General features: G+C 71.9%; 12 protein-coding genes and 1 tRNA gene. 5 read left to right on the top strand and 8 right to left on the bottom strand.

What is annotated here, in order from left to right; genetic code table 11:
- Window positions 1-118 precede the first annotated feature (118 nt).
- The 4 genes from ACZ63H_RS05505 to ACZ63H_RS05520 form a co-directional block, all read right to left on the bottom strand.
- On the bottom strand, window positions 119-988 hold the full coding sequence (locus tag ACZ63H_RS05505; RefSeq protein WP_469862399.1) for an HAD hydrolase family protein: 870 nt from the start codon (window positions 986-988) through the stop codon (window positions 119-121).
- 96 nt (window positions 989-1,084) lie between these two features.
- On the bottom strand, window positions 1,085-1,987 hold the full coding sequence (locus tag ACZ63H_RS05510; RefSeq protein ID WP_469862401.1) for an LLM class flavin-dependent oxidoreductase: 903 nt from the start codon (window positions 1,985-1,987) through the stop codon (window positions 1,085-1,087).
- A gap of 208 nt (window positions 1,988-2,195) precedes the next feature.
- Window positions 2,196-3,950 (bottom strand): SDR family oxidoreductase, encoded by a 1,755-nt coding sequence (locus ACZ63H_RS05515; RefSeq protein ID WP_469862403.1) that lies wholly within the window; start codon window positions 3,948-3,950, stop codon window positions 2,196-2,198.
- Entirely contained in the window at window positions 3,947-4,789 is an 843-nt protein-coding gene (locus ACZ63H_RS05520) for a M24 family metallopeptidase (protein ID WP_469862405.1), read from the bottom strand. Before ACZ63H_RS05520 ends, ACZ63H_RS05515 begins: the two co-directional genes overlap by 4 nt.
- Before the next feature lie 240 nt (window positions 4,790-5,029).
- Between ACZ63H_RS05520 and ACZ63H_RS05525 the strand changes: the two genes are divergently transcribed.
- The 5 genes from ACZ63H_RS05525 (at window position 5,030) to ACZ63H_RS05545 (ending at window position 8,904) form a co-directional block, all read left to right on the top strand.
- On the top strand, window positions 5,030-5,995 hold the full coding sequence (locus ACZ63H_RS05525; RefSeq protein ID WP_469862538.1) for an ABC transporter ATP-binding protein: 966 nt from the start codon (window positions 5,030-5,032) through the stop codon (window positions 5,993-5,995).
- The gene (locus ACZ63H_RS05530; protein ID WP_469862407.1) at window positions 5,985-6,893 is read left to right on the top strand and encodes an ABC transporter permease; all 909 of its coding nucleotides are present in this window, start codon (window positions 5,985-5,987) and stop codon (window positions 6,891-6,893) included. The genes ACZ63H_RS05525 and ACZ63H_RS05530 overlap by 11 nt, the downstream gene beginning before the upstream one ends.
- Window positions 6,890-7,801: an ABC transporter ATP-binding protein gene (locus ACZ63H_RS05535; protein ID WP_467940546.1), complete on the top strand. Its 912-nt coding sequence runs from the start codon at window positions 6,890-6,892 to the stop codon at window positions 7,799-7,801. The genes ACZ63H_RS05530 and ACZ63H_RS05535 overlap by 4 nt, the downstream gene beginning before the upstream one ends.
- A gap of 10 nt (window positions 7,802-7,811) precedes the next feature.
- Entirely contained in the window at window positions 7,812-8,531 is a 720-nt protein-coding gene (locus ACZ63H_RS05540) for an ABC transporter permease subunit (RefSeq protein WP_469862409.1), read from the top strand.
- A gap of 283 nt (window positions 8,532-8,814) precedes the next feature.
- A tRNA-Ser gene (locus ACZ63H_RS05545) sits at window positions 8,815-8,904 on the top strand.
- A 142-nt stretch (window positions 8,905-9,046) separates the two neighbouring features.
- Here ACZ63H_RS05545 and ACZ63H_RS05550 read toward each other — a convergent pair.
- The 4 genes from ACZ63H_RS05550 to efeB form a co-directional block, all read right to left on the bottom strand.
- Entirely contained in the window at window positions 9,047-9,844 is a 798-nt protein-coding gene (locus ACZ63H_RS05550) for an HAD family hydrolase (RefSeq protein ID WP_469862411.1), read from the bottom strand.
- A complete protein-coding gene (gene serS / locus ACZ63H_RS05555) occupies window positions 9,841-11,118 on the bottom strand; it encodes a serine--tRNA ligase (RefSeq protein WP_469862413.1) in 1,278 nt (425 codons plus the stop codon). Before serS ends, ACZ63H_RS05550 begins: the two co-directional genes overlap by 4 nt.
- 552 nt (window positions 11,119-11,670) lie before the next feature.
- Window positions 11,671-12,603, bottom strand: a complete 933-nt coding sequence (gene pheA, locus ACZ63H_RS05560; RefSeq protein ID WP_469862415.1) for a prephenate dehydratase — start codon at window positions 12,601-12,603, stop codon at window positions 11,671-11,673.
- Window positions 12,604-12,704: 101 nt separating this feature from the next.
- Window positions 12,705-13,985, bottom strand: coding sequence for an iron uptake transporter deferrochelatase/peroxidase subunit (efeB, locus tag ACZ63H_RS05565; RefSeq protein WP_469862417.1), 1,281 nt, complete (start codon window positions 13,983-13,985; stop codon window positions 12,705-12,707).
- Window positions 13,986-13,988 lie beyond the last annotated feature (3 nt).

Here is a 13,988-nt window from a genome sequence, read left to right on the forward strand (position 1 = left end):
CGCGGCGACGGAATCCCCGCCGCCTCAGGCCCGTGGCCCGCCGCCCCGCCGCTCCCGCACCCCGCCTCGTACGGCCCGTGTCATCCGCCCCGCGCCACGGGAGGGGCTCCCGCCCCCGTTACCCCCGGTCCGCGAGGATCCGTTCGATCACCACCGCCACGCCGTCCTCGTTGTTGGCGACCGTACGGCCCGACGCGGCGGCGACGGCGTCCGGGTGGGCGTTGCCCATCGCGTACGACTGGCCGGCCCAGGTCAGCATCTCCACGTCGTTGGGCATGTCCCCGAAGGCCACGACCTCCTCGTGCGAGATGCCGCGCTCGGCGCAGCACAGGGCGAGGGTGCTGGCCTTGGAGACGTCCGGTCCGCTCAGTTCCAGCAGGGCGCTGGGGCTGGAGCGGGTGACGTTGGCGTGGCCGTCGACCGTCAGACGGGCCAGCGTGAGGAAGGCGTCGGGGTCGAGGGAGGGGTGGTAGGCGAGGATCTTGAGCACGGGCTGGTCGGCGGTCGGGCCGTCGGGGGCGAGCAGTTCCTCGGCGGGCAGGAGGGTCTCCGGTATCTCCATGTGCAGCTTGGGATAGTCCGGCTCCTGGTGGAAGCCGTAGGTCTGCTCGACCGCGAACACCGTGCCGGGGGCCGCGTCGCGCAGCAGCCGCACGGCGGCCAGGGCGTCTCGCCGGGTCAGCTCGCGGACCTTCACGAACCGGTGGGCGCCGGGACCGCCGTGCAGGTCGACCACGGCGGCGCCGTTGCCGCAGATCGCCAGGCCGTGACCATGGACGTGTTCGCTCACCACGTCCATCCAGCGGGCCGGCCGGCCGGTGACGAAGAAGACCTCGATCCCGGCCTCCTCGGCGGCGGCCAGCGCGGCGACGGTCCGCGCGGAGACCGACTTGTCGTCGCGCAGCAGAGTGCCGTCGAGGTCGGTGGCGATCAGCCGCGCCGGCAGGGCGGCGGCAGGGGTTCCGGGCTGTCTGGTCGCTGAGGTCACCCGGCCATTCTCGCGCAGGCTCCCGCACGGGCGTGCGGGGCTGTGCACAGATGAGACACAGGCGACGCGGATGAGGGCGGCCGGGACGGCCCCGGATCAGTCCAGCTGGGGGAGCGCCTCCATGGCGATCCGCTCGAAGGTCTTCTCGTCCGCCGTGAAAACGGAGTCCGGAACGGGCCAGTGGATCACGATCTCCGTGAAGCCCAGCTCCCGGTGGCGGCCGGCGAAGTCCACGAAGGCGTCCAAGGACGACAGCGGCCGGCCACGGTCGGGGGTGAATCCGGTGAGCAGGATCTTGTCCAGCCCGGCCAGGTCCCGCCCGGCGGCCTCGCACGCCTCGGCGAGCCTGCCGATCTGTCCGCGCAGGGCCTCGACGGACTGCTCCGGCGTGCCGGTCTCGTACAGCTTCGGGTCGCCGGTGGTCACCCACGCCTGGCCGTGGCGCGCGGCGAGCTTCAGACCACGCGGACCGGTGGCCGCCACGGCGAACGGCAGCCGGGGGCGCTGGACGCAGCCCGGGATGTTCCGGGCCTCGTGAGCCGAGTAGAACCGGCCCTCGTGGCTCACCGTGTCCTCGGTGAGCAGCCGGTCGAGCAGGGGCACGAACTCGGCGAACCGGTCCGCGCGCTCCCGCGGGGACCAGGGCTCCTGGCCGAGGGCGGTCGCGTCGAAACCGGTGCCGCCGGCGCCGATGCCGAGGGTGATCCGGCCGCCGGAGATGTCGTCCAGGGAGACCAGTTCCTTGGCGAGGGTCACCGGGTGGCGGAAGTTCGGGGAGGTGACGAGCGTGCCGAGGCGCAGCCGGTCGGTGACCGCCGCGGCGGCCGTCAGTGTCGGGACGGCGCCGAACCAGGGGCCGTCCCGGAAGCTGCGCCAGGACAGGTGGTCGTAGGTGTACGCCGTGTGGAAGCCGAGCTGTTCGGCACGCTGCCACGCCGAACGGGCTCCTTCGTGCCAGCGGCGGTACGGAAGGATCACGGTGCTCAGACGCAGACTCATGTGTCCGAGAGTAAGCGGGTCCACCGGTGGCGGGGGAAACGGTCATCCGCGCACGCGCTTGGCGGCCGCGGACGGAGAGACGCGGATCACGCGGGTTTTCCCGTTCGGAGGTTTGATCCACAACGAAGTGGGGTTATCCACAGCCGAATCGACGAAACTGTGGACAACCGGGGGGCGTGGTGCCCGGGGACACCACGCCCCCTCCTCCTCACAGCCTCGGTTCCAGCCGCGCGATCCTGCGCAGCAGACCCGGTGCGAGACGGGACAGCAGGTGGGCGCCCTTGGCCTCCGGGGTCACCGGCGCCACCGGCTTGTCGCGGGCCACCGCGTCCAGGATCGCGTCGGCCACCTTCTCCGGCGGGTAGTTGCGCAGGCCGTACAGGCGGGCGGAACGCTGCCGGCGGCGGCGCTGTTCGGCCTCGTCCACACCGGTGAAGCGGGCGGTGGCGGTGATGTTGGTGTTGACGATGCCCGGGCAGACCGCCGTGACGCCGATCCCCTTGGGCGCCAGCTCGGCGCGCAGGCACTCGGAGAGCATCAGCACCGCCGCCTTGGAGGTGCTGTAGGCCGGCAGCAGGCGCGAGGGCTGGTAGGCCGCCGCCGACGCCGTGTTGACGATGTGGCCGCCCTGGCCGCGCTCGGCCATGCGGGCCCCGAAGAGCCGGCAGCCGTGGATGACGCCCCACAGGTTCACGTCCAGCACCGTGCGCCAGTCGTCGGCCGTGGTGGTGAAGAAGGAGCCCGACAGGCCGATGCCCGCGTTGTTGACCAGCACGTCCAGCACGCCGTGCTCGCGGTGGACCTTCTCCGCGAGCTTCTCCATGGCCTGCTCGTCGGAGACGTCGGCCGGCTCGGCCCACGCCTCGGGCGCGCCGACGAGCCGGCACAGCTCGGCGGTGCGGGCCGCGGACTCGGCGTCGCGGTCGACGGCGATCACCCGCGCGCCGGCCTCCGCGAAGGCGAACGCCGTCGCCCGCCCGATGCCGCTGCCCGCGCCGGTGATCAGCACCAGCCGGCCGGCGAACCGCTCGGCGTGCCGGCCGGTGGGCCGCGGGGCGGGCCGGCCGCCCTCCACGGAGGTGACGAACTCCTCGATCCACGCCGACAGCTGATCGGGCCGGGTGCGCGGGACCCAGTGCCCGGCGGGCAGCGTGCGCCGGGTCAGCCGGGGCACCCACCGGTCCAGGTCGTCGTACAGCCGTTCCGAGAGGAACACGTCGCCCTCGGGGGTGATGAGCTGCACGGGCGCGTGGGCGTACGCGTCGGGGCGTGGCCTGCGCAGCCGGGCGCGGACGTTGTCCCGGTACAGCCAGGCGCCGTGGGCCGCGTCCGAGGGGAGGGAGGCGGTCGGGTAGTCGCCGGCCGGCACCCCTTCGGCACGCTCCAGGATGCCCGGCCAGCGCTTGCCGAGCGGGCCGCGCCAGGCCAGCTCCGGCAGGGCCGGGGTGTGCAGCAGATAGACGTACCAGGACTTGGCGCCCTGGCCGAGCAACTGGCCCACCCGCCGGGGCGTCGGACGCTTCACGCGCGCGTCGATCCAGTGCCCGAAGTGGTCCAGGCAGGGGCCGGAGATCGAGGTGAACGAGGCGATGCGGCCCTCCGCGCGGCCGACCGTGACGAATTCCCAGGACTGCACCGAGCCCCAGTCGTGCCCGACGAGGTGCACCGGCCGGTCCGGGCTGACCGCGTCCGCGACGGCCAGGAAGTCGTCGGTGAGCTTGGCGAGCGTGAAGCCGCCGCGCAGGGGCCGGGGCGCCGTGGAACGGCCGTGGCCCCGGACGTCGTAGAGCACCACGTGGAAGCGGTCGGCCAGCCGGCCGGCGACCTCCGACCAGACCTCCTTGCTGTCCGGGTAGCCGTGCACCAGGACGACGGTCGGCTGTGCCGGGTCGCCCAGTTCGGCCACGCACAGCTCGACCCCGCCCGTGCGCACCCGGCGCTCGCGTGCACCCTCCAAGGTCACTTCTCCTCCGCCCAGCGCCGCACGTGCGGCAGATCGTCGTCCAGCCAGAACGCGCTCTCCTCGGCGTCCCGGGAGTCGGTGACCACCAGGATCTCCTCGAACTTCGCGCCCGTGCCCCGGAAGCCGAGGTGCGGTTCGACCGCCCACAGGCCCGGCCGCGGCGGGTGGTCCGAGAAGCGGTACGGCGACCACAGCGGCGACCAGCCCTCGCGGTGGCCGCGCAGCGCGTCGGAGGCCAGGCCCTTCAGGGACTGGGTGCCGAATCCGAACAGGTGGGGCGACCAGCGGCGCCGCCGTACCCGGTCCACCTTGTGGGCGATCACTCCGAAGGGGTAGGCGCGGTGCCGGTTGGCGTAACCCTGACGCACCATGAGCCGGTCCACGTCCTGGTAGATCTCCCGCAGCGGGCGCCGCTCGCGCACCTCGCGCAGGATCAGCTCCCGGTGCGCCTCCAGATCGGCCATCAGCCGGTCCTGCACCGGGTTCACGCCCAGTGAGCCGGAGTAGCCGACGTCCGCCGGGTAGCCCTCGTACACCGGCGCCAGGTCCAGGATGAACGGCATCCCGGGCTCCAGGGCGCGGCCGGTGGGGAAGAACTGGAGCGGGACGCGGAAGCCCGCGAAGGCCGTGCGGTCCCCGAACCAGGCGAAGGGCAGGTGGAACCAGTCCCGCACTCCGCGCTCGCGCAGCCACTCGCGCTGCATCCGCGCCGCCTCACGCTCGGTCACGCCCGGTTCGAGCCGGGCCGCCACCGCCTCCGCGCATTCGTAGGCCAGGCGCTGCACCCGTTTGAATCCCCGCAGGTCCGCGGAGGGTCCGCTGCTCACTGCCGTCGTCATGCCGCCCCGTCCCGTCGAGAGCGCTACGCGTCCGTAACTTGACACAGGCGAATCTGGCACTTGTTAGAGGTGGCGTCAATAGGCGGGATCAAGGGCTGTGGACAACCGTCCTCTGCCACGCCCGGCCCTGCCCTCGGGTGGGCGACCCTTAGGGCCCCGTAATACCTGGGGCGGACGGCGAAACGGCTCTGAGGTCTGACGACGGACGTGGTCCGGATCACTAACGTCGTAGGCGTGACTGTGATCGCGACCGAAAGCCTGAGCAAGCGGTTCCCCCGGGTGACCGCGCTCGACCGGCTGTCCGTGGACATCGGGCCCGGTGTGACCGGACTCGTCGGGGCCAATGGCGCCGGCAAGTCCACCCTGATCAAGATCCTGCTGGGGCTGTCCCCCGCCACGGAGGGCCGGGCCGAGGTGCTCGGCCTCGACGTCGCCGCCAAGGGCGCCGCCATCCGCGAGCGCGTGGGGTACATGCCGGAGCACGACTGCCTGCCGCCGGACGTCTCGGCCACCGAGTTCGTCGTCCACATGGCCCGCATGTCCGGCCTGCCGCCCGCCGCCGCGCGCGAACGCACCGCCGACACCCTGCGCCACGTGGGGCTGTACGAGGAGCGCTACCGCCCCATCGGCGGCTACTCGACCGGCATGAAGCAGCGCGTGAAGCTCGCCCAGGCCCTGGTGCACGACCCGCAGCTGATCTTCCTGGACGAGCCGACCAACGGCCTCGACCCGGTCGGCCGCGACGAGATGCTCGGCCTGATCCGCCGCATCCACAGCGACTTCGGCATCTCGGTCCTGGTCACCTCCCACCTGCTCGGCGAGCTGGAGCGCACCTGCGACCACGTGGTCGTCATCGACGGCGGCAAGCTGCTGCGCTCCAGCTCCACCACCGACTTCACCCAGACCACGACCACCCTCGCGATCGAGGTCACCGACAGCGACGCCCATCCCGACGGCACCCGCGCGGTCCGCGACGCGCTGCACGCACACGGGGTCGAGACCCACGCGGAGGCCGGCGGGCTGCCCGGCGCGGGACACATCCTGCTGCTGACCGCCACCGGCGAGGAGACGTACGACCTCGTCCGGGACGTGGTCGCCGGACTCGATCTCGGCCTGGTGCGCATGGAGCAGCGCCGGCACCACATCTCCGAGGTCTTCACCAGCAGCGACGAACAGCGGAAGGAGGCGGTCGGCCATGGCGGTTGAGCACCCCCTGGCAACGCCCACCGGCGACCAGAGCCGCATCCACGACATCGGCTACCGCGGCTACGACGGCCCCCGCCTCGGCCGCTCCTACGCCCGCCGCTCGCTGTACTCGCAGTCCCTGCGCGGCGCGTACGGCCTCGGCCGCTCGGTGAAGTCCAAGGTGCTGCCGATGCTGCTGTTCGCGGTGATGTGCGTGCCGGCCGCCATCATGGTGGCCGTCGCCGTCGTCACCAAGGCGCACGAACTGCCGGTGGCCTACACCCGGTACGCGATCGTCACCCAGGCCGTGATCAGCCTGTACGTCGCCTCGCAGGCACCCCAGGCGGTCTCCCGCGACCTGCGTTTCAAGACCGTGCCGCTGTACTTCTCGCGGCCCATCGAGACCGCCGACTACGTCCGCGCCAAGTTCGCGGCGCTCGCCTCCGCGCTGTTCGTGCTCACCGGCGCCCCGCTGCTGGTGATGTACGCGGGCGCACTCCTGTCCAAGATGGGCTTCGCCCACCAGACCAAGGAATTCGCCCAGGGACTGGTCTCCGTGGCACTCCTCTCGCTGCTCTTCGCCGGCATCGGCCTGGTCATCGCCGCGTTCACCCCGCGCCGCGGCTTCGGCATCGCCGCCGTGATCGCCGTGCTGACCATCTCCTACGGCGCGGTCTCCACCCTCCAGGCCATCGCCGACACCCAGGGCAGCAGCGCCGCCGTGCCGTGGATCGGGCTGTTCTCGCCGATCACGCTGATCGACGGCGTGCAGTCCGCGTTCCTCGGCGGCACCTCCGCATACCCCGGCGGCACCGGCCCGTCCGGTGCCCAGGGCGTGGTCCACGTCCTGCTCGTCCTCGGCCTGATCGCCGCCTGCTACGGCATCCTGATCCGCCGCTACCGGAAGGTGGGACTGTGACCACGCTGAACATCGACCATGTCTCCCGCTGGTTCGGCAACGTGGTCGCCGTCAACGACATCACCATGACCATCGGCCCCGGTGTCACCGGACTGCTCGGCCCCAACGGCGCCGGGAAGTCCACGCTGATCAACATGATGGGCGGCTTCCTCGCCCCCTCCACCGGCACGGTCACCCTCGACGGGCAGCCGGTGTGGCGCAACGAGGCCATCTACCGGCACATCGGCATCGTCCCCGAACGCGAGGCGATGTACGACTTCCTCACCGGCCGGGAGTTCGTCGTCGCCAACGCCGAACTGCACGGCCTCGGCGCCAAGGCCGCCCAGCGCGCCCTGGCCACGGTGGAGATGGAGTACGCCCAGGACCGGAAGATCGCCACGTACTCCAAGGGCATGCGGCAGCGCGTGAAGATGGCGAGCGCCCTGGTGCACGACCCGTCGCTGCTCCTGCTGGACGAGCCGTTCAACGGCATGGACCCGCGTCAGCGCATGCAGCTGATGGACCTGCTGCGCAAGATGGGCGACGAGGGCCGCACGGTGCTGTTCTCCTCGCACATCCTCGAAGAGGTCGAGCAGCTCGCCCGGCACATCGAGGTGGTCGTCGCCGGCCGGCACGCGGCCAGCGGCGACTTCCGCCGGATCCGCCGCCTGATGACCGACCGCCCGCACCGCTATCTGGTGCGCTCCAGCGACGACCGCGCCCTCGCGGCCGCGCTGATCGCCGACCCCTCCACGGCCGGCATCGAGGTCGATCACGCCGAGGGTGCCCTGCGCGTCCAGGCCGTCGACTTCGGCCGCTTCACCGCCCTGCTGCCGAAGGTCGCGAAGGACCACGGCATCCGGCTGCTCACGGTCTCGCCGTCCGACGAGTCCCTGGAGTCCGTCTTCTCGTATCTGGTCGCGGCGTAGGAGGCCGAAGATGTACGACCCCACCGTCGCCCGACTCACCTACCGGGCCCTGCTCGGCCGTCGCCGGGCCCTCATCCTCGGCGCGCTGCCGCTGCTGCTGATCGTCATCTCCGTGGCCGTGCGCGCCCTGACCGGAGCCGACGACCAGACCGCCTCCGACGTCCTCGGCGGCTTCGCGCTCGCCACCATGGTCCCGATCGTCGGCGTGATCGCGGGCACGGGCGCCATCGGCCCGGAGATCGACGACGGCTCCGTCGTCTATCTGCTGTCCAAGCCGCTGAAGCGGCCCACGATCATCTTCACCAAGCTCATCGTCGCCATCGCCGTGACCATGGTCTTCTCGGCCGTGCCCACCCTGATCGCGGGCCTGATCCTGAACGGCAACGGCCAGCAGGTCGCCGTGGCCTACACGGTCGCCGCGCTGGTCTCCTCCATCGCCTACTCGGCGCTGTTCCTGCTGCTGGGCACGGTCTCCCGGCACGCGGTGGTCTTCGGACTCGTCTACGCCCTGGTCTGGGAGGCCCTGTTCGGCTCGCTGGTGCCGGGCGCGCGCACGCTGAGCGTGCAGCAGTGGTCGCTGGCCGTCGCCCACAAGATCGCCGACGGGCAGCTGGTGACCTCCGACGTGAGCCTGCCGACGGCCACCGTGCTGCTGGTCGCGGTCACCGCCCTGGCCACCTGGTACGCCGGCCAGAAGCTGCGGTCGCTGACGCTCGCCGGAGAGGAGTGAGGAAGCCCGGCCCTCCTGGGCGGCCCGTCTCCACGCGCCCGTTATTCGGTGGCGTCCGCTGCGGCGGCGGGGCAGTGGTCGTGCCCCATCCGCCGGGATCGTCCCGGCGACACGAACCGGGAGTGGAGGTGGGCGATGTCCATGCACGGCAGTACGCCCGGCTCCCGTCAGGGCGGACCGAGGCCGGCTCCGGAGTAGTCGCCACCTCTCCGTAGAGCCAGGGAACCGCCCGGGGCGGCCGCTTCGAGCACGCGAGCTCCATGCCCGCGTGGGCCGCCCACCCGGAGGATTGGCCGAGTGGTAAGGCACCGGCTTGCTGAGCCGTGGTCGGGTCCGAGGGCCCGCGCACGTTCGATCCGTGCATCCTCCGCCAGACGTCCGGACACTGGGGCTCGGCCGTCAGTGAAGCCCGGGCCCGCCGCCGGGTGCGGGTCCGGGTGGCCGGCCGCGCCCGCGCGGCGGAGCCGCACGTCGGACACGGTCCCGCACTCCTTCGGGGCGCTCCTGCCGGGCGGCTACGCCAGCAGGCGTTCCAGGACCACCGCGATGCCGTCCTCCTCGTGGGAGGCCGTGACCTCGTCGGCCACCGCCTTCAGCTCCGCGTGGGCGTTGGCCATGGCCACGCCCCGGGACGCCCAGGCGAACATCGGGATGTCGTTGGGCATGTCGCCGAAGGCGATCGTGTCGGCCGCCTTCAGACCCAGCCGGCGGGCCGCCAGCGACAGGCCCGTGGCCTTGGACAGGCCGAGCGGAAGCAGTTCGACGATGCCCGCCCCCGCCATGGCCACCGTGACGAAGCCGCCGGCCGCCTGCCGGGCCGCCGCCGCCAGCTCGTCGTCGCCCAGCGTCGGATGCTGTATGTAGATCTTGTTCAGCGGGGCCGCCCACAGGTCGGAGACGTCCGTGAACGGGGTGCCGGGCAGCCGTCCCGTGACCGCGTAACCCGGGCCCACCAGCACCTCGCCGTCCAGGCCGTCCCGGCTGGCCGCCAGGTACAGCGGGCCCACCTCGGCCTCGATCTTGGCCAGGGCCACGCCCGCCAGCTGCCGGTCCAGGGTGACCGAGGTCAGCAGCCGGTGCGCTCCGGCGTCGTACACCTGGGCGCCCTGGCCGCAGACGGCGAGGCCGTCGTAGCCGAGGTCGTCCAGGATGTGCCGGGTCCACGGGACCGCGCGGCCGGTGACGACGATGTGGGCCGCGCTCGCCGCGGTGGCCGCGGCGAGCGCGTCACGGGTGCGCTGTGAGATCGACTCGTCGGAGCGCAGCAGCGTTCCGTCGAGGTCGGTGGCGATGAGCCCGTAGGGGAAGCTCACCGGGACACCGGCTCCAGCACCTCACGGCCGCCCAGGTACGGGCGCAGCACCTCGGGGACGTGGACGGAGCCGTCGGCCCGCTGGTGGTTCTCCAGGATCGCCACGATGGTGCGCGGTACGGCGCACAGCGTGCCGTTGAGCGTGGCCAGCGGCTTGACCTGCTTGCCGTCGCGGACGCGGATGGAGAGCCGGCGCGACTGGAACTCGGTGCAGTCCGAGGTCGAGGTCAGCTCGCGGTACTTGCCCTGGGTCGGGATCCACGCCTCGCAGTCGAACTTGCGGGCGGCCGAGGAGCCGAGGTCACCGGAGGCGACGTCGATGACGCGGAACGGCAGCTCCAGCGAGGTCAGCCACTGCTTCTCCCACTCCAGCAGGCGCTGGTGCTCGGCCTGGGAGTCCTCGGGGGCGACGTACGAGAACATCTCGACCTTGTCGAACTGGTGCACGCGGAAGATGCCCCGGGTGTCCTTGCCGTGCGAGCCCGCCTCGCGGCGGAAGCACGGGGAGAAGCCCGCGTACCGCAGCGGCAGCCGGTCCGCGTCGATGATCTCGTCCATGTGGTAGGCCGCCAGCGGGACCTCGGAGGTGCCGACCAGGTACAGGTCGTCCTTGTCGAGGTGGTAGACGTCCTGGGCGGCCTGGCCGAGGAAGCCGGTGCCGGCCATGGACTGCGGGCGGACCAGCGCCGGGGTCAGCATCGGGGTGAAACCGGCCGCGCCGGCCTGCGCGATCGCCGCGTTCACCAGGGCCAGCTCCAGCAGGGCGCCGACACCGGTGAGGAAGTAGAAACGGGAGCCGGAGACCTTGGCGCCGCGCTCGACGTCGATCGCGCCCAGCAGCTGGCCCAGCTCCAGGTGGTCCCTGGGCTCGAAGCCCTCGGCGGCGAAGTCGCGGATCGCGCCGTGCGTCTCCAGCGTGACGAAGTCCTCCTCGCCGCCGACGGGCACGTCGGGGTGGACGAGGTTGCCGAGCCGGAGCAGCAGTTCCTGGGTCTCGGCGTCGGCCGCGTCGCGTTCGGCGTCGGCGGCCTTGACGTCGGCCTTCAGCTGCTCGGCCCGCCTCAGCAGTTCGGCCTTCTCCTCGGCGGAAGCCTTGGGGATCAGCTTGCCGAGCTGCTTCTGCTCGGCGCGCAGCTCGTCGAAGCGGACGCCGGAGGACCTGCGCCGCTCGTCGGCAGACAGGAGGGAGTCGACGAGCGCGACGTCCTCTCCACGGGCGCGCTGGGATGCGCGCACACGGTCGGGGTCCTCACGAAGCAGGCGAAGGTCAATCACGGGGCCCAGGCTACCGGTGCCGGGTCACGGCTCACGAATCCCTATTACGGTGAGTTCCCATTCGCGGCCTACGTTCCGTTATGCGGTAATTGCCGAGGGTGTCCCCTCTCCGCCGCCGCAGGTCAAGGCGAAAGTGTCTCACTCCCTGGGACGGGGCAGCCCCCGGGCGTCCGGTTGACCCGATTCCCTTGTGGAGAACGGGATTTGGCGAGCCGGTTGTCCACAGGGATCCCCGCCCTGGGAAGAGTTATCCACAGGCTGTGTGGAAGATCTGTGGACTCTGGAATTGATCACTGGGAAAAGTCTCCACGGGCCGCAGAATTCCCGGGTCAAACGTCGGTGACGCCCACTTTCGGGTGGAAAACGGTCGCCCCAAAAGATGAACCAAAGGAAACGGGTGGACGAAGGGCGGGTCGAAGGGGAGAGGTCACGGCTGGGCGGCACAGGGCGATTTGTCGACCCTGTGCTCCCGTCCTGTCGACTTGTCCCCAGGTCGAGAAGGGAACCTGTGGATAACTTCTGTGGATAACGTTCGTCAGGCCGTATGACCGGTCAGAACCGGCCGTCCTGGCAGCGCGCCACCCAGTCCGCCGCCGCCATGAACTCCTCGTCCGACATCCCCCGCGGGGTCGGCCGGGCCTCGCCCGGCGCGATGTCCGCCCGCGGATAGGAACCGAGGAAACGCACCTGGAGGCAGATCCGCCGCAGCCCCATCAGCGCCTCCGTCATCCGCCGGTCGGCGATATGGCCCTCGGCGTCGATGCAGAAGCAGTAGTTGCCGATGCCCGCGCCGGTCGGCCGGGACTGGAGCAGCATCAGGTTGATGCCGCGCGAGGCGAACTCGCCGAGCAGATCGCGCAGCCCGCCGGGGTGGTCGTCCCGCTGCCACAGGACCACCGAGGTCTTGTCGGCACCCGTGGGAGCGGCCGGCCGGGCCGGGCGGCCGACCAGCACGAATCGGGTCTGGGCGTTCTCCGCGTCGTGGATCCCGGTCTCCAGCGCCTCCAGGCCGTACCGGGCGGCGGCGAACTCGCCGGCGAAGGCGGCGTCGTATCGCCCCTCCTGGACCAGGCGGGCGGCGTCCGCGTTCGAGGCGGCCGACTCCCAGACCGCGTCCGGGAGGTGGGCGCGCAGCCAGTTGCGCACCTGCGGCTGGGCGGCCGGGTGGGCGGAGACCGTCTTGATGTCCGCGAGCTTCGTGCCGGGCCGGACCAGCAGCGCGAAGGTGATCGACAGCAGTACTTCGCGGTAGATCATCAGCGGTTCGCCCGCGACCAGCTCGTCCAGGGTGGTGGTGATGCCGCCCTCGACGGAGTTCTCGATCGGCACGAACGCGGCCTCGGCCTCGCCGGCCCGCACCGCGTCCAGCGCGGACTGCACCGAGATGTACGGGATCAGCTCCCGTGTGGCCGCCTCCGGAAGCGTGCGCAGGGCGACCTCCGTGAAGGTTCCCTCCGGACCGAGATAGGCATAGCTCGCTGGCATGGTCCTCACCCTAATGGCCGTAGCGGGGCCTGAGGCAGGTGTCTCAGAAATGCCACTCGACCGGGTGGTTTGAATCCGGGTCCTCCCTCAAGCGGCCGCGCTCATCCCTCCAGCAGCCGCTGCCCCACGTACTCGCCCTTCGCCGCCCCGCCCGGCACCGCGAACAGGCCGCTCGCCTCGTGCCGGACGAACGGCGACAGCGCGTCGCCCCGGTCGAGCTTGCGCTGCACCGGGACGAAGCCGCGCAGCGGATCGGCCTGCCAGCAGATGAAGAGGAGACCGGCGTCCGGGGTGCCGTCCGGGTCGATGCCGTCGTGGTAGGAGAAGGGGCGCCGCAGCATGGCCGCGCCGCCGTTCCGGTCGGGCCGGGTGATCCTGGCGTGCGCGTTGAGCGGCACCAGGTAGTCGCCCTTGGTGTCGGCCTTCTCCAGGTCCATCGGGGTCGTCTCGTCGCCGCCGGACAGCGGTGCCCCGTTGTCCTTGCGGCGCCCGATGACCTGCTCCTGGGCGGTGGTCGACAGCTTCTCCCAGTCGTCCAGGAGCATGCGGATGCGGCGGACGACGGCGTAGGAGCCGTTCGCCATCCACGCCGGCTCGCCCGAGGAGGGCACGAAGATCCGCTTCTCGAAGTCCGCGTCGGACGGCTTGGGATTGCCGGTGCCGTCGAGCTGGCCCATGAGGTTGCGGGCCGTCATGGGGCGGTCGGTGGCCCCCGGACTGCGGTTGAAGCCGTTCATCTGCCAGCGGATCCGCGCGGCCGATCCCGCGTCCTTCTGGATCGCGCGCAGGGCGTGGAAGGCGACCAGGGAGTCGTCCGCGCCGATCTGCACCCACAGGTCGCCGTCGCTGCGGCCCTTGTCGAGCCGGTCGGAGGAGAAGTCCGGGAGCGGGTCCAGCGCGGTCGGCCGCTGCTTCTCCAGCCCGGTCCTGGCGAAGAAGCTGTGCCCGAAGCCGAAGGTGACGGTCAGCGAGGACGGTCCCGCGTCCCGGGCCACGTCGGTGTCGTCGTGCGGAGCGGGTTCGCCCGCCATCAGCCGCTCGGCGGTCGCCGACCAGCGGCGCAGCAGGGCCGCCGCCTCCTTGCGGCCCGCGCCCGCCGCCAGGTCGAAGGCGACGAGGTGGCCGCGCGCCTGGAGGCCCTCGGTGATGCCGGGCTGATGTTTCCCGTGAAACATCGCCCGGCCGGAGCCCAGCGCGGTCAGCGGGGTGGCCCCGGCGGGCGCGGCGGCGTACCCCACGGCCCCGCCGGCCGCGCCGAGCACGAGCCCGGTGGCGCCGGCGGTGCCGAGCAGGGCGCGCCGGGAGACGCCGCTCGCGCGGGTCACCGGCTCCGCCGCCGGCGCGTCGGGGGTACGGACCTGGGAGAGGGACTGGTCGGGCATGGT

This window comes from Streptomyces sp. NPDC104831 (assembly GCF_055583025.1).